Raw genomic sequence first — 23,140 nt, 5'->3', positions numbered from 1 at the left:
GCATTTTGATGAAGAATTAATCTTCCAGAAACGTCAGGGGGTTCACTCTATGGGCGAGGAATTGCGGTTCTCCATGATTTCCACTCATCTTCGGCTTTAGGATAGAGATAGAAAGACTGATCTTCGCTTGCCACTGGTTGAAGTTCATTCGTCGGCGGCGTTGAGAATGTAATCCCACCTCTTAACAAGCTGTCTACCGTTCCGGCTTTGATGTTTGCGCCAGACAGGCCGATAGAGACATCGACGCCCGACACGTTCCAGAACACGGTGTTTGCGCGGATTAGATACGCGTAATCAGGTTCTATTTGAATCGTAGAGATGATGCGGTCAGCAAACTCGCCCAGCTGAACATCGATAACACTGCCGATTTCTAGCTCACGGAATAGGATAGGCGTGCCTTCAGATACCGAGCCTCGCGTTTCGCTTTGTAGCTGGAATATCTTGCCTTCGGGCTGCACAGGTCCCTTACTAAGCTCAAATTTCGTGTTTCTTCCACCTTTACCCGGATCTACGTTGATGTGCTTAGAGAGCAGCGCAGAGACGTTTTTGATGCCGTTAAGGCCAATCTCAGGCTCTGCCAACCAGAAGTGACTGTTCGCCACGGCAATCTTGTCGACGTACTCAGGTAAAATACGCGCAGTAATTTCAATACCGCCCTTGTTGAAGTTCGGAATTACCAAAGTAACCTCACCAACAGTGACACCTTGATATTTGATCGCCATGCCTTTGCTGACTTCTTGATCGCCAGAAGAGGTGATAGTAATTGCGCGGCCAAATTTTCGAGCGGATTTCGAGTCTTTATAAAGCTTCCACACATCGCCGAGTTTGTTGTCGATTCCTGGCAGAGAGTCAAAAGCAATACCGCCTTGGATAAGGGTTTTAACTGGTGCCGCTTTAATGCTGATACCCGATAGCGATGCATCAACCTCAACGCCTGAACGGTTCCAGAAAACAGTGTGCTTATTGAGTAAGTGCGTGTAACGATTTTCGATTGTGACTTTGATTCTTACGCCACCGTCTGCAAGCTGAAAATCAGAAATACTACCCACTTGTAAGTTACGGTAGAGGAGTGGGCTGCCTTTAGAAATTGAAGGTAACTCACTCGCAAACAAAGAAAGTGTCTTTGAACCAGACTGATTAAACTTAGCAATTTCTGCTAACGACTTACTTTGGAAAAGTTGATAGTCCGTTCGAGCTTCAGATTTTCCTTCACTCACAAAGCTAATCGAGCCTGTAAGAAGTTGTTTTGCTGGTGGGACCGTAACACTCAAACCTGATTCGGTTAGCTCTGCAGTCGCACTACCTGTCACAAAGAAACGGTTGTGGCTTTTGATAAGGTGCGCGTACTCATTATCGATAAGTGCATCCATGAAGACTTCGTGTTTATCAGAGCCCGTACCAACACCATCAACTAATCCCACATGGATGATAGAACCAACGGCAATGCCTTTGTAGAGCAGTTGTGTGCCGACATCTAACCCGAACGAATTGTTCGACGTTAAGCGAATCGCAACGGATTTCTCTTGTTCCTGACTGAATTCATTTTTGCGGATCGCAGTAAATCGACGCGCCTTTTCACCTTCTCCCGGTACCAAGGTTAAAAAGTTACCTGTCACTAAGTTGGCAATGTTTTTCATGCCAGTAAGCGACAGTTCAGCCTCTTCTAGAACGAATTTACTGCCACTATTTAAAAAGTCACTGAATGCCGGTTGAATAGCGGCAGATGCGACGACGTTTTCACGCCCTTCACTTAGCGATAAATCAGTGATTTGACCGATTTCAATGCCGCGATACATGATCGGAGCACCCGTTGCACTGATCTTGTTGTCATCTGGTACGGCGATCTTGATAGAGATACCACGACCGGCTGTTTTCAAATCTGGGTAGAGCTTGAACTTGGTGTTCATCTCTACGGGTTGGCCTTCTCCTGGAGAGTCGACCGCAATTGAACCGCCAAGCAATGCACTAAGGCTCTCTAAGCGAACATCAACACCAGAAAAACCAATACTGGCACCTAAACCACTGACATTCCAAAAACGGCTTTGGTCGGTAATGATATGGCTGTATTCATCTTTAATTGACGCTTGAATCGTAACGGATTTAGCGTTGTCGTTTAACTGGTAGTTGTAAACCTCACCAATTGGGATTTTACGGTAAACGATTTGAGAACCAACAGACACACCGCCCAGATCTTTGGTCGTCAGTGAAATATTCAAACCTTCAGAAGCCAGTAAGTCAGAAGGGGATGATTCTAATGCTTGGAAAACAGTTTCTGGGTCTTGTTTGGTTTCGCTCGGGTGGATAGCAATATAGTTACCTGAAACAAGTGCGTCTAATCCTGAGATACCCGACAAACTTGCTGTCGGTTTTACAAGCCAGAAACGAGTGCCTTTTGAGAGTAGCTTCTTCGCTTCTGGGTAAATGTCAGCATCGACATAGATACTCGATAGATCTTTGGATAAAGTGATGTCGCGCACCATACCCACCTCTAAGCCTTGGTAACGAATCGTTGTTCGACCTGCGACTAAACCTGCGGCATCTGAGAAGTATATCTGCACACGTTGCCCAGCATCGTGTATCGATTTCATGACCAACCAACCGGCTAAGGCGACGGTTAATATCGGCAGAATCCACAAAGGTGAGATGCCTTTGTTTTTCCTTACTTCTGGTGAATATGACGTTTGTGATTGGTTATCGTTGTTCATTCACTGACTCATCTTTAGAGGTGTAGTTATCCCAAATTAGCCTAGGATCTAAGCTTTCCGCTGCTAGCATCGTGAGAACAACTACGACGCCAAAAGCGACTGCACCATAACCTGGTGTAAAGTTTAAAATTTGTCCACGGTCGACCAAGGTCATCATGATCGAAATAACGAACAGATCCATTACCGACCATTTTCCCACCCATTTTACGATGAAATAGATGGTCATACGTTGCCTGTGGTAAACGGCGCGCTTCATCTTGATACAGATTAAGATGTACGCGAGGCCCAGTATTTTCGCGACGGGCACGACGATACTGGCAATGAAAATGATCGCAGCGATGCCATACATATCGCTATTAATTAGCGAAGCGACACCGGAAATGATGGTGTCTTCCAGCCTTTGACCGTTGGTAATAAGGATAGAAATAGGAATAACGTTAGCGGGAACAATGGCCACGGATGCGGCAAACAGCAGAGCCCAAGTCTTCTGAATAGAGTAGGGCTTACGGTGATATAAGTCATGGTGACAACGCACACAAGTATGACCGTCAGGCTGAGATAGGTGACAGTTGTGACAGTGTACGTTCTTAGTTTCAGCAAAAGAGTATTCAGATTCTTTTGCCCAAGCTTCCCAGTAGCGACGCACACTGATACGGCTTACCAGTAATACGCTGAATAGCTGCAGAAGAATCAGGCCAATCAAACCAGGGCCGACGAAAATGTCTGAGTAATCTTGCAGTTTGAAACATGAGACCGCCAAACTTACCAGAAACACATCCAACATCATCCAATGTTTGAGAGTCTGAATAATGGCTAATGCATAACGAAAGGATGTGAAGATCTTAAAACGCAATGAGGCATGAGTGATGAGTACCGACGTACACACGAGCAACGGAGCGATCGAACTGCAGAACAGGATCAGCAAACCAAGCAGAGGAAAACCTTCGCCCATTAAGGTAAAAACACCCGATGGTAACGTCGCGGGTATCATGACGCCAATCAGGCGAATACTGATGAATTCAAAAAAGTGCGATGGGATAAACAGCAATAAGCAGGTAATTGCAATTGCTAGGTTTCCAGAGAGGCTAGGGGTCCCTCCTCTATAAAGCTGAGTTCCGCATCTTGGGCAGTAAGCGGATTTCCCTAAAGGGATGTCCATTTTATCTACGGGAAGTTCGCAGCCCTGGCAAAGACGCACTGAGCTGCTGTCGCATTGGTGTTTTGTTGATAAAGGGTTGGTTACAGATGGGGAGGTCACGCGACCTCCCTAGTTGAAACGTAAGTTAGGTGAGCAACCCGACTTAAAGACTCAGAGCCACAAACATCAGGCGTGCGATTGCACACTGCCGTAGAGTGTTTGATAGAGTCCTTGTTGTTCAACCAATTCACCATGTGTTCCCGTCTGTGTGACTTGTCCATCTTCTAAAACATAGATTAGATCGGCTTGTTTCACCGCTGATAATCGATGAGCCACTATCAAAGTTGTGCGATCTTTCAAAAACTCGCTCAACGCTTTATGCAGCGCTGACTCTGTTGCTGTATCGAGTGCAGATGTCGCTTCATCAAGAATAACAAACTTAGGATTGCTCAGCACCATACGAGCGATTGCTAAGCGTTGTCGTTGACCACCAGACAGTCGAACGCCATTCCTACCAATTTGTGTATCTAAGCCATTACTCAGTTGCTTGATGACATCTTGCATTTGAGCGACTTCAAGCGCACGCCACAACGACATTTCATCGTATTCAGCACCAAGGGTCAGATTATGCCTTAATGTATCGTTAAAGAGTATAGGTTGTTGTAAAACAACGGCAATTTGATTGCGTATTACATCAAAGCTAATGTCATCGGTTGTTTCACCGTTATAGCGAATACAACCCGAGTCTGCTTGGTAAACCCCAATTAGCAACTGGATTAACGTAGATTTACCCCCGCCACTCGCGCCCACCAAAGCGACTTTCTTACCTGCAGGGATGTGTAGCGATAGCCTATTTAAAACAGTGTTTTCCAATGTGTAAGAGAATGTAACGTCTTCGATGTCGACTGTCACTTCTTGATCTTCAGTAAATGGGTTCACTTTACTAATAGGGCGCTTCTCTTCTTCTAACTGAAGAAGATCGTTGATGCGTTGCAGTGCAGCTTTCGCGCTATACCAAGAGAATTGAATCCCTAGTAGCTCTTGAACTGGGCCTAACATGAACCACAAGTAGCCAAATACCGCGAAAATCTGACCAATGGTTAAGTCACTGAATAACACCATTAGCATAGCGACGGCACGGAAAAGCTCGAAACCTAGTAAGAAGAGCAGAAACGAAACACGGCCAGCAGCTTCAGACTGCCAAGCGTATTTGTCTGCATCGATTCTTACTTGGTTTGCTTGAACCTTAAGTTCATCGAGAAAGATACGTTCTTTATTCGCCGCACGCAGTTGGTAAATGCCGTCTAAGGTTTCCACCAAACGGTTTTGAAAGCGCTCGAAAGATTGGTTTTCGTATTTCTTAAGGTGTTTGACCCTGCTGCCAAGTTTACGGGAGAAATAAATCACAACAGGATTGACCAGTAAAATGAACAACCCTAAACGCCACTCTAACCACAACAGCACGATCGCTGTCCCGAACACGGTCAGGAAGCTGATGATAAATTTAGAAAGAGTCGAGCCAATGAACTTATCTATTGTCTCTATGTCTGTTATTAGGTGGGCGTTGATACCGCCGCTGCCTTTGGTTTCGTATTGTCGAATACTGATGCGGCCAAGCTTATCTATCATCTTGCTGCGCATCTGATAGGTAATTGTTTTGGACACAAGCGTAAACTGACGCCCTTGCAGAATGTTCAGCGCTTGGCTAACGGAGCGCATGATAATCACTAACAACAAAGTTAGTGCGATATAGCCAGTCGGTGTTTGTAATGAAGATGGAAGTAGGTGGTTCATCATCTCTAAGCCTGAAGCGGGCTTATCAAGTAATACTTCATCAACCATTAATGGCATGAGCAACGGGATAGGGACACTAATGAGAGTTGCAAATATGGCAATAATGTTAGCAAACAGTAATTTGGACTTGTGTTTTTTTACTTGAGTTATTAACCAAGAACGGCTAATAGTGTCTTCTGAATTGTTCATTGTAATGAGAATAAGTCCTATTTAGTTTGATGGCCGCATTCTACTGCGTTCTCTTGATAATGGAAGTCTCAATTTAATTGGAAGTTAATATGAAAATAGAACATTACCAACGCTTAACCAAACAAGCCGTTGCATTAATTGAATCAGAAACCGATCTAACTGCTAATCTTGCTAATATCAGTTCATTATTATTCATGGAATTGGATGACTTGAATTGGGCGGGTTTCTATTTAATGAAGCAGGACCAAGCTAAGGAAAAAGACGAACTTGTACTGGGTCCTTTCCAAGGTCAACCTGCTTGTGTGCGAATTCCAGTAGGGCGTGGTGTGTGTGGAACTGCGGTTGCGACGAATACAGTTCAGCGCATTCATGATGTTCATGAGTTCGAAGGTCACATCGCTTGTGACGCTGCAAGTAACTCAGAAATCGTTATTCCGTTCTCGATTGGCGGAAAAATAGCGGGCGTTCTTGATATCGATAGCCCAAATGTTGGCCGTTTTTCTCAAATTGACGAGGACGGATTAACATTTTTCATGGCAGAAGTGGAAAAGCTGCTTAATTCGCACGCGAACAAGGCATAAATTATTCTCTTACTGTGGTTTTTCCCAAGCATCTCTCTATAATACGTAAAAATATTTTCTTAATGCTCGCGGAAAACCGCAAAAACCAGGAACCCACATGGAAAACACTGAAAAGTTAAAAAACAGCAAAGAAGTTATCGCATATATTGCTGAATGTTTCCCTAAATGCTTTACTCTAGAAGGTGAAGCGAAGCCACTTAAAATTGGTATTTTTCAAGATCTTGCTGAACGTCTAAATGAAGACGAAAAAGTAAGTAAGACTCAGCTTCGTGCAGCGTTAAGACAGTACACATCATCATGGCGTTACCTGCACGGCGTAAAAGCTGGCGCAGAACGTGTTGACCTAGACGGCAACGCGTGTGGCACACTAGAAGAAGAGCACGTTGAACACGCTAAAGCTACACTTGCAGAAAGCAAAGCGAAAGTTCAGGCTCGTCGTAAAGAACAAGCACAAAAAGCTCGTGAAGAAGGCAAAGCGAAACCTAAGGCGAAGAAAGCTCAACAGCCTCGTCGTCAAGCGCCTAAAGCACCAAAAGTAGAAAAGCCTGTAGAAACACGCGCTTTGAACGCTGACGAATTCATCGCTGGCAAAGAAGTAAATGTGAACATGGGTAAAGGAAACATGGCTGCGACCATTGTTGAAATCAATAAGGAAGATGTGCGTGTTCAGTTAGCAAACGGCCTACAAATGGTTGTTAAAGCGGAGCACTTGCGCGCTTAAAGGAGATACTCCTACGCATGAAATGCCGTTCAAAATTGACACTGATTGCTGCTAGCTTTTGGCTAGCAGCATCAGCTCAGGCTCTTGAAGCCAAATTAGATCAGGACGATTTACCTCTACTCGCTCCTGAGGTCCAACACGAAACCGCTAGTAAACGTGTTACTTCTCGATTTACTCGTTCTCACTATAAACACTTCAATCTCAACGATGATTTCTCTCAAGCTATCTTTAATCGTTACTTAGAGATGCTGGATTATAATCGTAATATCTTCACTCAAGCTGATATTGACTCTTTCGCTGCGTCATCTACACAAATTGATGATCAGCTGAAATCGGGCAATAACCAGATTGCATTCGATGTTTATAATCTGTCTATGCAGAAGCGTTTTGAACGTTTTCAATATGCATTGTCTTTGCTAGATACTGAGATTAAGTTTGATACCGATGAAAGTATTGAGCTCAATCGCAGTGAAGCAGAGTGGCCAAAAGATATCGCTGAAGTGAATGAGCTTTGGAGAAAACGCGTTAAATACGATGCGTTGAATCTAAAACTTACTGGTAAAGAGTGGCCAAAGATTCAAGAAGTTTTGGAAAAGCGTTACAACAATGCGATGAAGCGTATTACGCAATCGCATAATGAAGATGCTTTCCAGATCTACATGAACGCATTTGCGCGTGAAGTTGATCCTCACACAAGTTACCTTTCTCCAAGAAATGCAGAACAATTCCAATCTGAGATGAACCTATCTCTAGAAGGTATTGGTGCTGTACTTCAGATGACAGACGACTACACCGTTATTCGATCTTTAGTTGCTGGTGGCCCTGCGTCAAATAGCAAACAATTGAGCGATGGCGACCGTATTGTTGGCGTTGGTCAAGATGGCGAAGAGATTGTTGATGTTATCGGCTGGCGTTTAGACGATGTAGTGCAATTAATTAAAGGACCGAAAGGGACTAAAGTTAAGCTACAGATCTTGCCAGACGGTAAAGATGCAAAAAGTCACGTTGTCACAATTGTACGCGATAAGATTCGTTTAGAAGACCGCGCTGTCAAGTCAGAAGTTATCGAGAAAGATGGCAAGAAGATTGGTGTACTAGAAGTACCAAGTTTCTATGTTGGCCTTTCTAAAGATACCGATAAATTGATCACCGAGCTTAAAGAGCAAGGTGTTGAAGGTATTGTTGTTGATCTGCGAAACAATGGCGGTGGTGCACTAACGGAAGCAACCGAACTCTCTGGTTTGTTTATCAAAGAGGGGCCTGTTGTTCAGGTTCGTGATAGCTACGGTCGTGTCAAAGTGAACAGCGATACTGATGGTGAAATCAGTTACCAAGGTCCGTTAACGGTATTGGTGAATCGCTACAGTGCTTCGGCATCTGAAATCTTTGCAGCAGCGATGCAGGATTACGGTCGTGCAATCATCCTAGGTGAAAACTCTTTCGGTAAAGGTACGGTACAACAACATCGTTCTTTGAATCATATTTATGATTTGTTCGACAAAGAGTTGGGCTACGTTCAATACACAATCCAGAAATTCTACCGAATCAATGGTGGTAGTACGCAAAACAAAGGTGTAGTGCCTGATATTGCTTACCCAACGCCAATTGACCCAGCAGATACTGGTGAAAGTGTTGAAGACAATGCTCTACCTTGGGACAGCATTGATAAAGCAAACTACTCAGTGTTACAGCGTAACGATGAGCGAATTGCTGCTTTAACGGCTCAACACCAAGCTCGTATTGCGACAGATATGGAATTTGGCTTTATCGCGCAAGATATTGAAAAATATAAGGCAGATAAAGACGATAACGACCTTTCTTTGAATGAAAAGGTACGTCAGCAAGAGAGCGATGATGCGGATGCGCTTCGTCTAGATCGTATTAATCAACGTCAAAAAGCCGCTAAGTTAGAGGCGTTTAAAACGTTGGATGATATTCCTAAAGACTATGAAGCGCCGGATGCTTATCTTGATGAGTCTGTTGCTATCATGCTGGATATGATCAAGAAATAGAGCAACCGCCTGTTAAAAGGTGATTGTTTAAAGATACGCAATTAAAAAGCGAGCCTAGGCTCGCTTTTTTGTGTCTATGATTTGACAGGAATATCTGATTGTAACCGTTGAGATTGTCGCCAAGAACACTCAATATTCAGGGTGATTTAGCTCTATTTTGCGTTGGATAATGACACTTAAGTTACTTCGCACTTAAAATTTAGTGACTTGGATCATATTTTTTCGCTTTCTAATCATTACGTGCCTAAGCTTAAAGAAAATGAGGGGGCGCGTATGAAATGGATTCTACTAATTTTATCTTGTTTAAGTTTTGTTGCTTTTGGGAGCGAGGTCGCTTCGAGCAGCCAACAATCAAAAAGTGATAGTAATCTATCTCATTTTGACCTTCCTCTGTTGCTTGGCGATTGGTATTTGATGAATCCAGATCCTGAGCAAGGTACTGAAAACTTTAGAGCAATTAAGCTCACACTCGATTCAAATTACTCATTCACTATCGATATCCAAAAGAAAGACTACAGTGTGGATCATTGGGAAGGTTTGTATAACGCCAATGAAGACACGATTATTTTGGGTTTGAATACTTCTGAGCCTCAGGTTTACGCGTACAGCAGTAATCACAATATGTTGAATCTTAACGGTGTTATGTTCACCAAAGCCTTGCCTAACGCCCTGGCTGGAATTTGGTCAAGCGCCGAACTGTCTGGAAGCGACTTACGAGCCAGCAACATTCAAAAAATGGATTTAGTGCTTCAACCTGATTTTATCTTCATGTTCCGAGTATCCGATGAAGAAGGGGGTGAAGTCATTCGCCGCGGTGTGTATTACACCGAGGGTGACCAGTTAGTACTACTTTATGAGAATGGCGAACACGGTACTCGTTACACATTGAACAGTGATGTTTTGACACTTCAAGGTGAAGAGGGAGACATGTTCGCGGTGCTTAATCGTATACGTTAACTACGAGTTTTAGCCATAAAATCGGCTTGTTGAAAATATGGCACACAGTTCATTTCTTAGCCGTTCCTTTCTGATTTGATTGATAAGATAGCAAAACATGGAGGCATTTTCCTACAATGCCTCCTTTTTTTAATATTCCCCTTGTGTTCTTGGCGCTCAACCTTTAGATATATACAGTTAACAAATAATTACGTATAACGATCAAAAGGAACCCGTCATGGCACATACACCTCAAGCCAAGTATCGTAAAGATTATCAATCACCATCTCACACTATTTCTGAAATCGATCTTACTTTCGATTTGTACGATTCAGCATCCATCATTACGGCGGTGTCTAGTGTTAAGCAAGAGAAAGATAGCTCGACCTTAGTACTTGATGGTGAAGGCTTGAAGCTGGTTTCTGTTTTGGTAGAAGGTAAAGAGTGGACTCAATATGAACAGTCTGAAACTCAACTGACACTGAATGATTTACCACAAGAAACCACATTAACGATCGTGACTGAAGTTGATCCTGAGGGGAACAGTGCACTTGAAGGCCTGTACAAATCAGGTGGTGCTTTCTGTACGCAATGTGAAGCGGAAGGTTTCCGTCGCATCACTTACTACATGGATCGCCCAGACGTCTTGGCAAAGTTCACCACAACGGTTATCGCCGACAAAGCAGAAAATCCATTCTTATTAAGTAATGGTAACCGTGTTGATGAAGGTGAAGCTGAAAATGGTCGTCACTGGGTGAAGTGGCAAGACCCACATCCAAAACCAGCATACCTATTTGCTTTAGTTGCGGGTGACTTTGACGTACTTCGTGATGCTTACACCACGCAATCGGGTCGCAAAGTTGACCTAGAAATCTTTGTCGACAAAGGTAACCTAGACAGAGCTAACCACGCGATGGTTTCTTTGATTAACTCAATGAAGTGGGACGAAGAGCGTTTCAACTTAGAGTACGACTTAGACATCTACATGATCGTAGCCGTTGATTTCTTCAACATGGGTGCGATGGAAAACAAAGGCCTGAACGTATTCAACTCTAAGTTTGTTCTCGCGAACGACCAAACTGCTACGGATACCGATTACCTAGGTATCGAAGCGGTAATCGGTCACGAATATTTCCATAACTGGACCGGTAACCGAGTGACTTGTCGTGATTGGTTCCAACTAAGCTTGAAAGAAGGCTTAACTGTATTCCGCGACCAAGAGTTCTCATCTGATCTTGGCTCTCGCGCAGTAAACCGCATCAACAACGTTCGTATTATTCGCGGGCCACAATTCGCTGAAGATGCAAGTCCAATGTCTCACCCAATTCGTCCAGAAAAAGTGATAGAAATGAATAACTTCTACACATTGACTGTGTACGAAAAGGGCAGTGAAGTGATCCGAATGATCCACACATTGTTGGGTGAAGACGGTTTCCAAAAAGGCATGAAGCTTTACTTCGAACGTCACGACGGCACGGCTGCAACATGTGAAGACTTCGTCGCGGCAATGGAAGATGCATCGGGTGTCGACCTATCTCAGTTCCGTTTATGGTATAGCCAGTCTGGCACGCCGACGCTGTCTGTTGAAAGTAAGTACGACGCAGATAAGAAGCAGTACACGTTAACAACTCGCCAAGTAACAGCGCCAACTCATGAGCAAACGGAAAAGCAGGCTCTGCATATTCCTCTTGATATCGAGTTATACACGGCTATGGGTGAAGTTGTTGAGTTACAATGTAACGGTAAGCCAGTTCATAACGTATTAGATGTGAAAGAAGCAGAGCAAACGTTCGTGTTTGAAAACGTTTCTGAGCAACCGATCCCATCATTACTTCGTGAATTTTCTGCGCCAGTGAAATTGGAATACGACTATTCAGATGAAGAACTGATCTTCTTGATGGTGTATGCTCGCAATGAGTTCTCTCGTTGGGATGCGGGTCAAATGCTATTAGCGAAGTACATCCGCAGTAACGTGGAGAAGGTTCAACAAGGTCAAGCGTTTGAGCTTTCAGATTCTGTTGTTGATGCATTCCGTGGCGTACTGCTGAGTGATTCACTAGAGCCTGCGTTTATTGCAGAAATGCTCTCTCTACCAAGCCACAACGAAGTATCGGGTTGGTATGAGCGTGTTGATATTGATGCGGTTGCATCGGTCCTTAATTCAATGAGAGTAACACTAGCTGCAGAACTTGAAGACGAGTTAGCAGCGGTTTATCACAGCCACGCACTATCGGAATACACGATCGATCACGATTCGATTGGTAAGCGTACTCTACGTAAAGTTTGCCTAAGTTACTTAGCTCATACTGAGCAGGGTAATGACTTGGTTGTTGCGATGTACCAGCAAGCAAACAACATGACAGACACCATGGCAGCAATGGGAGCGGCAAACAGTGCTCAACTCGCATGTCGTGAAACCTTGATGGCGGATTACAGTGACAAGTGGAAACACGATGGTCTTGTTATGGATAAGTGGTTTGCATTACAAGGTACAAACCCAAGTTCAAACGCTCTTGAAGTGATCAAAGCGTCGATGTCGCACCAAGCGTTCAGTTTGAAGAACCCGAACCGTACCCGTAACTTGGTCGGTTCATTCTTAAACATGAACCCGGTTCAATTCCATGACAAGTCTGGTCAAGGCTATGCATTTGCTGGCGAGATCTTACGTGAGCTAAACAGCAGCAACCCGCAAGTGGCTTCACGTCTGATTGATCCATTACTTAAATTCCGTAAGTACGATGATGAACGCCAAGCTCTTATTAAACAGGAACTTGAGACATTGAAGAACATGGACAACCTAGCAAAAGACTTGTTTGAGAAAGTAACGAAAGCACTAGAAGCTTAAGTTAAACGCTCAATAAGATAAGCTGTTTGCTACAACGAAAGGTCATCAGTGGTAGAGAATATCTGCCACTGATTTTTTGTTTCTGGTTCATCGAATTTTCGATAAGCTAGAGACGTTTTCAAGCTCAGTTTCACCGTCAGACATCGTTAAGTGCCAAAAAATACCGGCACTGTATATTTATACAGGTATCGTATGAATCGCTATATTTTCCAACTAAACATCTCATATCAACAGTTTTTGGCCAGCTATTCTGGTGCGGCAAGTAAAGTTCAAGTGATAACAACAACAGGTTTACGCTTACAGTTACCTGCAACTCGGTTCAGACCATTTCTTACACAAATAGGGGTTAGAGGGCAGTTTAGGCTGACAACTGACCAAAAAAATAAGTTTATTAAGTTAGAAGCTCTGTAAACCTTGGCGTGCCTAGTGAGTTAAAAGGAATCTTAATCACATAATCAAACATTTCACCTCTTACCACCTCTAAAACAATTAACTATTTTTCAATAATGCTTTTACAATAAATGAATGCATTACCTTTGCTTAACTCGTTAGTAGAAAAGCGCTCTACGGCACGTTTCAAACACCAGATTAAGTGATCCCCCTAATAATAAAATATAATTCTAATTGTGGAGTGTGACTATGACCGCACGTGAAACTGTGGTTCCAGTTTTACTTGAAAAAGTTTACAAGCTGATTCAAGACAAACTTGACCTTGCTCATCGACCTCTCGTAACTCAACTTGCTCAACACTTGTTTAGTAACGTTTCTCACGACGATCTGACTCAGAGAAACGAATCCGATTTATATGGTGCTGTAGTTAGCCTATGGCATCACATCAATGAAAAGAAAGCCGACGAAATCTCTGTACGCGTTTTCAACCCGACGGTAAGTCGTCAAGGTTGGCAGTCTACTCACACTATCGTTGAGATAGTCGTTCCAGACAGCCCATTCCTTGTTGATTCTGTAAAAATGGCATTGACTCGCCTAGACCTTTCTTCTCACCTTATGCTTCATAACCCAACACAAATCTCTCGCTCAGATAAGGGCAGTGTTGTCGGTGTTAGCAATAACGAAGGTGCATTCCAATCTCTTTTCCATATAGAAGTTGACCGTCTTAGCAGCAAAGCTGAAATGACAGCGCTTAAAACGGAACTGCTGGATATTTTTACCGACACGAGCTTAGTCGTGAACGATTGGTTGAATATGGTTGAAAAACTTAAAGAAGTGACCAATCAAGTCGAACAGCAAAAAGAGACCATTCCAGTAGACGGCCAACGCTTTGATGAGACGTTGGCATTTCTTCGTTGGTTAGGTGAACACAACTTTACATTCATGGGTTATAAGGAATATGACCTGGTTTCAGTTAACGGCGATACTGAACTGCAACCGACCAAGGAGCAAGGTCTTGGTTTGTTTGCGAATTCAGATCGTGTACGTAACGTTAAGCTATCTGAGTTTTCTGATTCGGCACGCCTTGAAGCGAAAAAGCCTTATGTACTTATCGTAACCAAGGGCAACACGGCTTCACGCATTCACCGCCCAGCTTACAACGATTACATTGGTATTAAGAAGTTCGATAAGAACGGTAAGGTCATTGGTGAGCACCGCTTTACTGGCCTTTACACATCTGCCGTTTATAACCAAACCGTAGAAACGATTCCTCTTGTTCGCGAGAAAGTAGAGCGTATCTTGGATGCGAGTGGTTACCGTGAAGGTTCATACTCTTACAAAGCTCTGCACAACATTCTTGAAAACTACCCACGTGATGAACTGCTGCAAGCTCGAGAAGAAGAGCTACTAGAAGTCGGTACGGGCGTAGTGCAAATGCAAGATCGCGATCTTCTGCGTTTGTTTGTTCGCAAAGACCCGTTTGGTCGTTTCTTTAGCTGCATGGTTTACGTAACAAAAGATCGTTACAACACTGAGCTTCGTCGCCAAACACAGCGCATCTTGAAACAGTACTTTGGTTGTGAAGAAGAGGTTGAATTTACAACGTACTTCTCTGAAAGCCCGCTAGCAAGAACGCACTATATTGTTCGTGTTGATAACAACAACATGGATGTGGACGTGAAAACAATTGAGCAAAATTTAATGGAAGTATCGTCTACGTGGGATGACCGTCTGTCTGAGTCAATCATTGCAAACTTCGGTGAAAGCAAAGGTCTTCCATTATCGAAAGAGTACATGCGTGCATTCCCACGTTCGTACAAAGAAGACATGATGCCAGGTTCAGCTGTTGCTGACATCGAACGTTTAGAAGCGCTAAGTGAAGACAACAAACTGGGTATGCTTTTCTACCGTCCTCAAGAAGAAGCGGCAGATTCAAAAGCCGTTCGTTTGAAGTTGTTCTACCACAGCGATGAGCCAATTCACCTTTCTGATGTTATGCCAATGCTTGAAAACTTTGGCCTACGCGTTATCGGTGAATCTCCATATGAAGTGCGTAAAACCAACGGTGTGACATATTGGATCCTAGATTTCTCTATGCTGCACAAGAGCGATAAGACTATTGATCTTCGTGAAGCTCGCGATCTTTTCCAACAAGCCTTTGCGGCAATTTGGGCGGGTGAGTTAGATAGCGATGGTTTCAACCGCTTAGTACTGGGTGCTGGTCTTTCTGGCCGTGAAATCTCAATTTTACGTGCTTATGCTCGTTACATGCGTCAGGTTGGTTTCCCATTCAGCCAACAATACATTGAAGACACACTGTCTCATTACCCAGAGTTAGCGAAAGGGTTAGTGAGTTTATTCGGCAAGCGTTTTGACCCTAAACTAAAGGGCAGCGCAAAAGGCCAACAAGATCTTATTAAGAAGATCACTGAACAGTTGGATCATGTAGAAAGCTTGGATGATGATCGTATCATTCGTCGCTACATGGAAATGATCACTGCAACGCTTCGTACTAACTACTACCAAGTAGACGAGAACAAGCAGTCTAAACCTTGGTTGGCTCTGAAAATGAGACCAAGCGAGATTCCAGATATCCCTGCGCCGGTTCCTGCGTTTGAGATCTTCGTTTACGCACCAGACATTGAAGGTGTGCATCTACGTGGCGGTAAAGTAGCACGTGGTGGTTTACGTTGGTCAGACCGTCAAGAGGACTTCCGTACTGAGATTCTAGGCCTAGTTAAAGCGCAACAAGTTAAGAACACGGTTATCGTACCGGTTGGTGCTAAAGGCGGTTTCGTTTGTAAGCGTCAACACATGATGTCTGGCCGAGACGAGATCTTCGCTGAAGGTCAACGTTGTTACAAGCGCTTCATCCGTGCATTGCTAGACGTCTCAGACAACATCATTGAAGGTGAGGTTATCCCACCTAAGAGCGTTGTTCGTCACGATGAAGATGACCCGTATTTGGTTGTTGCTGCCGATAAAGGCACCGCGACATTCTCAGATCTAGCGAACTCAGTAGCGGAAGAGTACAACTTCTGGCTAGGTGATGCGTTTGCATCAGGTGGATCTAACGGTTACGACCACAAAGCCATGGGTATCACGGCAAAAGGTGGCTGGGAATCGGTTAAACGTCACTTCCGCGAAATGGGTATCAACTGTCAAAGCACAGACTTCACTGCCATTGGTGTGGGTGATATGGCGGGTGACGTATTTGGTAACGGTATGCTGCTATCTAAGCACATTCGCTTACAAGCTGCGTTTAACCACATGCACATCTTCATTGACCCGAATCCAGAGTCGGCATCAAGCTGGGTAGAGCGTGACCGTCTGTTTAACCTGCCTCGTTCAAGCTGGGAAGATTACAATAAAGACCTGATTTCTCAGGGTGGTGGCATCTTCTCTCGTCGAGCGAAGTCTATCTCTCTAACACCTGAAATTCAGAAAATGCTCGGCACCAAGAAAGCATCAATGGCACCAAATGACTTGATCAAAGCGATCTTGTCTATGAAGGTTGATCTACTTTGGAACGGCGGTATTGGTACTTACGTTAAGTCTTCTAGTGAGACTCATACCGATGTGGGTGACCGTGCAAATGACGTGCTACGTATCGACGGCCGTGATCTGAAAGCTAAGGTTGTTGGTGAGGGCGGTAACTTGGGTATGACTCAATTGGGTCGTATTGAATACGCTCTAACGGGCGGTAGAGTTAATACTGACTTTGTAGATAACGTTGGTGGTGTAGATTGCTCGGATAACGAAGTTAACATTAAGATCTTCTTGAATGGCTTGGTGTCTAATGGTGATCTAACCGTTAAACAACGTAACCAAGTTCTTGAATCTATGGAAGACGAAGTAGGCGAAATCGTACTAGACGACGCTTACTGCCAAGCTGAGTCTATCTCTGTTACTGAGCATCAAGGTGTTGGCTTAGTGAAAGAGCAAATCCGCTTTATCCACACTATGGAAAAAGCAGGGTACTTAGACCGTGGTTTGGAATACATCCCAGATGACGAAACGCTGCTAGAGCGTGAGAAGCAAGGCCAAGCACTAACAAGACCTGAACTATCAGTATTGATCGCTTACGGTAAAATGGTTCTAAAAGAAGATCTTGTGAGTGATGACATTGCGAATGATGAGTTCCATGCTCAACAACTGATGCAATACTTCCCAACAGAGTTACGCCGTAACTACTCTCAGCATATGGATAACCATCCACTTCGTGCAGAGATCATTGCGACTGCGCTTGCTAACCAAATGGTTAACGAGATGGGCTGTAACTTTGTGACTCGCTTGCAAGAAGAGACGGGCGCAAACATTGTTGATATTGCGAATGCTTACGCGGCATCACGTGAAATCTACGGTTTGGGTAAGGTACTAAAGAGCATTCGTGAACTGGACAACATCTCAAGTTCTGAAGCTCAATACGAATTGCTTTACCATGTACGTCGTACGCTTCGTCGTCTAGCACGCTGGTTGTTAAGAAATCGTACCGGTAAACAGTCAGTGAATGCATTGATTGAGCTTTACCAAGGTGATGTCGTTGCGATTACTGAGAAGCTGGATGAAAACCTAGTGGCTTCAGAAGTAGAAGAGCATCAAGCAATGGCTCAACTATGGATTGACCAAGGTGTAAACGCTGAGCTGGCTAATTCAGTAGCTCGTTTGTCTAGCTTGTACTCAGCACTGGATATATCCACAGTAGCTCGCGAAACAGGTAAAACAGTACAACAAGCGTCTAAGCTTTACTTCAACCTAGGCGACCGTTTGTCACTGCACTGGTTCTTGAAGCAAATCAATGGCCAAGCTGTAGACAACAACTGGCAAGCACTGGCGCGTGCAGCATTCAGAGAAGATCTGGATTGGCAGCAACGTCAGTTAACTGGCCAAGTACTTAACTGTGGTTGTGCTTCAGACATCGATGTGATTAAAGCGCTTGATGACTGGATGGAAAGTAACTCTGTTTCTCTACATCGTTGGGAAAGCATCCTAAACGAATTCAAAGTGGGTTCTGTTCATGAGTTTGCTAAGTTCTCAGTAGCACTGCGTGAATTGATGCTGTTGAATCTAAACTGCATGTCGAAAGACTAGTCACTAGATAAGACGAAAAACTATAAGGGCAGGCCACAAGGTCTGCCTTTTTCGTTTCGGTAAAGTGGAAACAATAGGCCTAACGATTTTTGAAGAACCAATTTCGACGCACACGTTGTTTGTTGTTAAGTGAGTTGGTGGCTGTACTAAGGTTGAGATTAGAAATGGGTTAATAACCTGAAGAAAACGATAACGTTTGCTTAATAATGAACCTCATTCGTTAGCAAACTCGATTATCTTACCCTTACAGACAGTAATAGATTGAATAGTTGGGTAAATAAGTAAATAATATCGCCCCGTTTACACGGGGCTTTTTTCTATCGGAGGCACAATGCTTTACCGTCTAGCCAGAACTGGCTTTTTCCAACTTGATGCCGAAAAGGCACATGATCTTGCAATTCAAAATTTCAAGCGCTTCACAGGCACACCTATTGATCTTTTGTATCGCCAACAATTACCTCACCGACCTGTAGAGTGCATGGGTCTTACTTTTAAAAACCCAGTTGGCTTAGCTGCCGGCCTAGATAAAAACGGCGAATGTATTGATGCATTTGGCGCAATGGGTTTTGGTTTCGTAGAAGTAGGAACAGTGACTCCACGTCCACAAGCGGGTAACGACAAACCTCGTTTATTCCGTCTTGTTGAAGCTGAAGGTATCATCAACCGCATGGGTTTTAACAACCTAGGCGTCGATAACCTTGTTGAGAATGTTAAGAAGTCGAACTACGATGGCATCTTAGGCATTAACATCGGTAAGAATAAAGACACACCAATTGAAAAGGGCGCTGAAGATTACTTGATCTGTATGGAGAAGGTATATCAATACGCTGGTTATATTGCTGTGAACATCTCTTCACCAAACACTCCAGGACTTCGTTCTCTACAATACGGCGAAGCTCTAGACGATCTATTGTCTGAACTTAAAACGAAACAATCTGAACTGGAAGAGAAGCATGGTAAATATGTTCCTCTTGCTCTTAAGATTGCTCCGGATCTAAGCGACGACGAAATTCGCCAAATTTGTGAATCATTGATCAAAAATAAGATCGATGGTGTGATCGCAACAAACACAACATTGGATCGTTCAATCGTTGAAGGCATGAAACATTGCGATGAAGCGGGTGGCCTAAGTGGACGTCCAGTTCAATCTCGTAGTACTGAGGTAGTTCGTAAACTTCACGAAGAGCTTGGTGACAAACTGCCGATCATTGGAGTAGGTGGTGTTGACTCGTATGTTGCTGCAAAAGAGAAAATGATGGCGGGCGCTAAGCTTGTACAGGTTTACTCTGGTTTCATCTACAAAGGCCCAGGCCTAGTTGGCGACATCGTTAAAAATCTATAAGCTGAAATTGCTTTTATTATTGAATAGCGACAATCTGGCATCGTCTTACTAAAAGAGACACTGTAACTCACTGAGTTGTAGAGAAAAGCGATAAGAAAGAGGAATTCATTTCCTCTTTTTTTTTGCCTATTGCTCAGTAAAATTACTGTAATTGAAGGTAATTTTGCGTTTTACCTAATGGAATGGTTCAACAGTGTGAGACGAAATGATGCTTAAACCTAGCGATACATGGAGTTGGTATTACGATGAGCAGCAATGTTCATTAATGCTAAACCTCGGAGAGGATATGATTTTCAAAACGAATCTGGTCCGCAATAAGCTGGTGGACTGCGCGTTTAGAGATAATGAATTCACCGTTGATGACGCATCTTCATACCAAACCTTCAAAGAACAAATTTCTGGCTTAGAACTGTCTGAGCCTCGTCAAGCTGAACTCGCGCTTTATTGCGTGGCAGCAAAGCGCTTCCACAAGCCTGTACAGCCTAAGAGTTGGTTCTTCGACTCACAGGGTGCTGGCCACGAATATCCTCAAGAAGGGGATATCGTACAAATGAATAACGAGCATAGCTTAGGGTATTTCATTGTATTAGAAGTGGGAGAGTGTGCGAGCCTATGTGCATTTGTCGACCTAGAAGAGTTTCTGCTTACACCTTCAAAAGGGTTACGCTTTGGCGACTCAATTAAGGTCATGCACGATAGAATGATAGACGCGAACGCTATTCTTCATCAAACGCACATTGCGATGGTCGGTTAGCCTTCAATCTAGTCCATCATTTCTCACACACATCGCAACGCATCAACCTGTCAAATCTTCCCCAAAATCGGCTCATAAGCCGATTTTTTTGTGCCTAAAAAACCTCATCCTGATAAATACATCACTGCTTAACCATTTAAATAGTGAACTTACGACTATTTTTTCGCCTTAATTTCTGCCTGTTTTTATCGCCAGAAGTGTAATTTACCCATCTTTATTCCCTGTTTTTTCCCTTTTGTGGCTAACTTTCACTCTGAATTCTTTATTGGTATATACCAAATTTAGGGTGAATATAAATTCACTTTGTCGCTTTGACGGGAATTTGCTCATGAATCGTGTTGGTTTGATAAGTCTTATGTTCTAAGGGGATGTGGGTAAGCGATCGCTTCAACACTGTGCGTTTGCTAGCCAGTTAGAAGAAAGATTCAATGAAAAGACGAGTTTAGTGTGATGCTCTAGTAACAAATTCAGGTATAATCGAGCTCATTTTTATCAATAAAAGAACACTATGAATCAATATCTAGCGGTTACCTCAAATGGCCTTGAGAATTTATTAGTTGAAGAACTAACCCAACTAGGGATTACAAACGCAAAACCTGTTCAAGCAGGTGTTAAATTCAAAGCCACCAATGAGCAAATTTATCGTTGTTGTTTGTGGAGCCGTTTGGCTTCTCGATTTGTACGTGTCCTTTCTGAATTCACTTGTATGGACGACATGGATTTGTACCTATCAACCACTGCGGTTAACTGGGTAAATCAATTCCATAGCTCTAAGCGTTTTGTTGTTGACTTCAATGGTACGAACAACGAAATCCGCAATAGCCAATACGGTGCGATGAAAGTAAAAGATGCCGTTGTTGATTGCTTCGAGAAGAAGTCTCTACCTCGTCCTTCTATCAGCAAAGAGAACCCAGACATTCGCATTCACGTTCGTCTACACCGTGATAAAGCGATTCTTGGTGTTGATATGGTGGGCAGCGGTCTTCACCAACGTGGCTACCGTCCAGAATCAGGTCGTGCACCTCTGCGTGAAACACTTGCTGCAGCGATTCTTCTTCGTAGTGGTTGGGATGCGACTAAGCCTTTCCTAGATCCTATGTGTGGTTCAGGTACGTTAGTGATTGAAGCGGCAATGATGGCTGCAAACATGGCTCCAGGTGTTAAACGCCAGAAGTGGTGTTTTGAATCATTAGAAGATTTCGAACCAGAGCTTTGGGCTGAAGTGAAAGCGGAAGCGAACGTTCAAGGTCGTCGTGGCGTTAAGAAAGTAGAATGTAAGTTCTATGGCTATGACAATGACGAACGCATGATCAAAACAGCGCGTGACAATGCTCGTCGTGCTGGTGTTGAAGAGTTGATTGAATTCGAAGTAGGTGATGCTGCAAAACTTAAGCGTCCTACTGAGTTTACTGATGGTGTGCTTGTTTCTAACCCACCTTATGGTGAGCGTCTAGGTACAGAGCCGGGCCTTATTGCACTTTACACGGCATTCGGCGCGCAGCTTAAAGCGGAATTTGGCGGTTGTAACGCGTCTATCTTCTCTAGTTCAGACGAACTACTGAGCTGCTTACGCATGCGTGCAGACAAACAGTTCAAATTGAACAACGGTGCGTTACCGTGTCACCAAAAGAACTACTCAATTTCAGATCGTCCGATGTCAGAACGTCCAACGGGCGAACAAGAACAACTGATTGCGCCAGACTTTGCAAACCGTCTTAAAAAGAACATCGGTAAAATCGGTAAGTGGGCTAAGAAAGAGCAATTAGATTGTTACCGTATCTACGATGCGGACTTACCAGAATACAATGTAGCGATTGATGTATACCCAGGTCACCTTGTGATTCAAGAATACGCAGCGCCTAAAGATGTACCGGAAGAGAAGGCGAAACGTCGTCTAACCGATATTATCCGTGCTTCTATTCAAGTAACGGGCGTTGAAGCAAACAACGTGGTTCTTAAGGTTCGTCAGAAGCAGAAAGGCCGTTCTCAATACCAGAAGATGGCTCAAGACTCATCTAATTTAGAAGTGAACGAGTACGGCGTTAAGCTGATTGTTAATCTTCATGATTACCTAGATACGGGTTTGTTCCTAGATCATAAGATCACTCGTCGTCGTATTGGTGAGATGGCTGCGGGTAAAGATTTCCTAAACTTGTTTGCTTACACAGGTAGTGCATCTGTTCATGCTGCAGTCGGTGGCGCACGCTCGACAACAACGGTTGATATGTCTAATACCTACCTTGAGTGGGCAAAGCAGAACATGGAGCTTAACGGTCGTGTTGGTCGTCAACATCAGTTTGTTCAAGCTGACTGCTTACAGTGGTTGGTTAAAGAGCAGGGTTCTTACGACCTGATCTTTATTGATCCACCTACGTTCTCAAACTCTAAGCGTATGGATCAATCTTTCGATGTTCAACGTGATCACATTCAGTTGATGGAAAACCTTAAGCGTCTTCTTCGTGAAGAAGGCACGATTGTGTTCTCTAACAACAAACGTCACTTCAAAATGGATCTAGAAGGTCTAGAAGCGTTAGGTCTTAAAGCTCAGAACATTTCTGCTAAGACGCTTCCATTGGACTTCTCTCGCAATAAGCACATTCATAACTGCTGGTTGATTACACATAAGTAGTTAAGAGATTGTA

13 protein-coding genes are annotated in these 23,140 nt (G+C 43.7%); 10 read left to right on the top strand and 3 right to left on the bottom strand.

Annotation, left to right across the window (positions count from 1 at the left end):
• Nucleotides 1–47 precede the first annotated feature (47 nt).
• The 3 genes from MSG34_RS14785 to MSG34_RS14775 form a co-directional block, all read right to left on the bottom strand.
• Nucleotides 48–2,705: an MlaD family protein gene (locus tag MSG34_RS14785; RefSeq protein WP_248338140.1), complete on the bottom strand. Its 2,658-nt coding sequence runs from the start codon at nt 2,703–2,705 to the stop codon at nt 48–50.
• A complete protein-coding gene (locus MSG34_RS14780) occupies nt 2,692–3,963 on the bottom strand; it encodes a paraquat-inducible protein A (protein ID WP_248338138.1) in 1,272 nt (423 codons plus the stop codon). The genes MSG34_RS14785 and MSG34_RS14780 overlap by 14 nt, the downstream gene beginning before the upstream one ends.
• A gap of 66 nt (nt 3,964–4,029) precedes the next feature.
• Complete coding sequence (locus tag MSG34_RS14775; protein ID WP_017059690.1) at nt 4,030–5,826, bottom strand: ABC transporter ATP-binding protein; 1,797 nt, start codon at nt 5,824–5,826, stop codon at nt 4,030–4,032.
• 89 nt (nt 5,827–5,915) lie between these two features.
• Between MSG34_RS14775 and MSG34_RS14770 the strand changes: the two genes are divergently transcribed.
• The 10 genes from MSG34_RS14770 (at nt 5,916) to rlmKL (ending at nt 23,127) form a co-directional block, all read left to right on the top strand.
• On the top strand, nt 5,916–6,407 hold the full coding sequence (locus MSG34_RS14770; RefSeq protein ID WP_017630025.1) for a GAF domain-containing protein: 492 nt from the start codon (nt 5,916–5,918) through the stop codon (nt 6,405–6,407).
• A gap of 97 nt (nt 6,408–6,504) precedes the next feature.
• Entirely contained in the window at nt 6,505–7,128 is a 624-nt protein-coding gene (gene proQ, locus MSG34_RS14765; RefSeq protein WP_017057223.1) for an RNA chaperone ProQ, read from the top strand.
• A gap of 17 nt (nt 7,129–7,145) precedes the next feature.
• Nucleotides 7,146–9,140 (top strand): carboxy terminal-processing peptidase, encoded by a 1,995-nt coding sequence (gene prc, locus MSG34_RS14760; RefSeq protein ID WP_248338136.1) that lies wholly within the window; start codon nt 7,146–7,148, stop codon nt 9,138–9,140.
• Between the two features lie 273 nt (nt 9,141–9,413).
• Nucleotides 9,414–10,097, top strand: coding sequence for a hypothetical protein (locus tag MSG34_RS14755; protein WP_019823244.1), 684 nt, complete (start codon nt 9,414–9,416; stop codon nt 10,095–10,097).
• A 217-nt stretch (nt 10,098–10,314) separates the two neighbouring features.
• Complete coding sequence (gene pepN / locus MSG34_RS14750; RefSeq protein WP_248338134.1) at nt 10,315–12,921, top strand: aminopeptidase N; 2,607 nt, start codon at nt 10,315–10,317, stop codon at nt 12,919–12,921.
• A 192-nt stretch (nt 12,922–13,113) separates the two neighbouring features.
• Complete coding sequence (locus tag MSG34_RS14745) at nt 13,114–13,332, top strand: DUF2835 domain-containing protein (protein WP_004733645.1); 219 nt, start codon at nt 13,114–13,116, stop codon at nt 13,330–13,332.
• A 228-nt stretch (nt 13,333–13,560) separates the two neighbouring features.
• Nucleotides 13,561–18,402, top strand: coding sequence for an NAD-glutamate dehydrogenase (locus tag MSG34_RS14740; protein ID WP_050621304.1), 4,842 nt, complete (start codon nt 13,561–13,563; stop codon nt 18,400–18,402).
• Nucleotides 18,403–18,733: 331 nt separating this feature from the next.
• Nucleotides 18,734–19,744, top strand: coding sequence for a quinone-dependent dihydroorotate dehydrogenase (gene pyrD, locus MSG34_RS14735; protein WP_017063847.1), 1,011 nt, complete (start codon nt 18,734–18,736; stop codon nt 19,742–19,744).
• 205 nt (nt 19,745–19,949) lie between these two features.
• Nucleotides 19,950–20,498, top strand: a complete 549-nt coding sequence (locus tag MSG34_RS14730; protein ID WP_017059680.1) for a cell division protein ZapC — start codon at nt 19,950–19,952, stop codon at nt 20,496–20,498.
• 508 nt (nt 20,499–21,006) lie between these two features.
• A complete protein-coding gene (gene rlmKL / locus MSG34_RS14725) occupies nt 21,007–23,127 on the top strand; it encodes a bifunctional 23S rRNA (guanine(2069)-N(7))-methyltransferase RlmK/23S rRNA (guanine(2445)-N(2))-methyltransferase RlmL (protein WP_248338132.1) in 2,121 nt (706 codons plus the stop codon).
• Nucleotides 23,128–23,140: the final 13 nt, after the last annotated feature.

Origin of the sequence: Vibrio sp. 1CM2L (genome assembly GCF_023161695.1) — a bacterium.
In the GTDB taxonomy this organism is placed as follows: domain Bacteria; phylum Pseudomonadota; class Gammaproteobacteria; order Enterobacterales; family Vibrionaceae; genus Vibrio; species Vibrio coralliirubri.
The sequence above is the reverse complement of the archived record's forward strand: the minus strand, read 5'-3'. Positions and strand labels throughout refer to the sequence as shown.

What these genes read in the sequence shown, in the direction of transcription:
- MSG34_RS14745 (WP_004733645.1), top strand. Translation starts at nt 13,114, where the DNA reads ATGAATCGCTATATTTTCCAACTAAACATCTCATATCAACAGTTTTTG.
- MSG34_RS14740 (WP_050621304.1), top strand. Translation starts at nt 13,561, where the DNA reads ATGACCGCACGTGAAACTGTGGTTCCAGTTTTACTTGAAAAAGTTTAC.
- rlmKL (WP_248338132.1), top strand. Translation starts at nt 21,007, where the DNA reads ATGAATCAATATCTAGCGGTTACCTCAAATGGCCTTGAGAATTTATTA.
- pepN (WP_248338134.1), top strand. Translation starts at nt 10,315, where the DNA reads ATGGCACATACACCTCAAGCCAAGTATCGTAAAGATTATCAATCACCA.
- proQ (WP_017057223.1), top strand. Translation starts at nt 6,505, where the DNA reads ATGGAAAACACTGAAAAGTTAAAAAACAGCAAAGAAGTTATCGCATAT.
- MSG34_RS14770 (WP_017630025.1), top strand. Translation starts at nt 5,916, where the DNA reads ATGAAAATAGAACATTACCAACGCTTAACCAAACAAGCCGTTGCATTA.
- MSG34_RS14730 (WP_017059680.1), top strand. Translation starts at nt 19,950, where the DNA reads ATGATGCTTAAACCTAGCGATACATGGAGTTGGTATTACGATGAGCAG.
- MSG34_RS14785 (WP_248338140.1), bottom strand. Translation starts at nt 2,705, where the DNA reads ATGAACAACGATAACCAATCACAAACGTCATATTCACCAGAAGTAAGG.
- MSG34_RS14755 (WP_019823244.1), top strand. Translation starts at nt 9,414, where the DNA reads ATGAAATGGATTCTACTAATTTTATCTTGTTTAAGTTTTGTTGCTTTT.
- pyrD (WP_017063847.1), top strand. Translation starts at nt 18,734, where the DNA reads ATGCTTTACCGTCTAGCCAGAACTGGCTTTTTCCAACTTGATGCCGAA.
- MSG34_RS14775 (WP_017059690.1), bottom strand. Translation starts at nt 5,826, where the DNA reads ATGAACAATTCAGAAGACACTATTAGCCGTTCTTGGTTAATAACTCAA.
- prc (WP_248338136.1), top strand. Translation starts at nt 7,146, where the DNA reads ATGAAATGCCGTTCAAAATTGACACTGATTGCTGCTAGCTTTTGGCTA.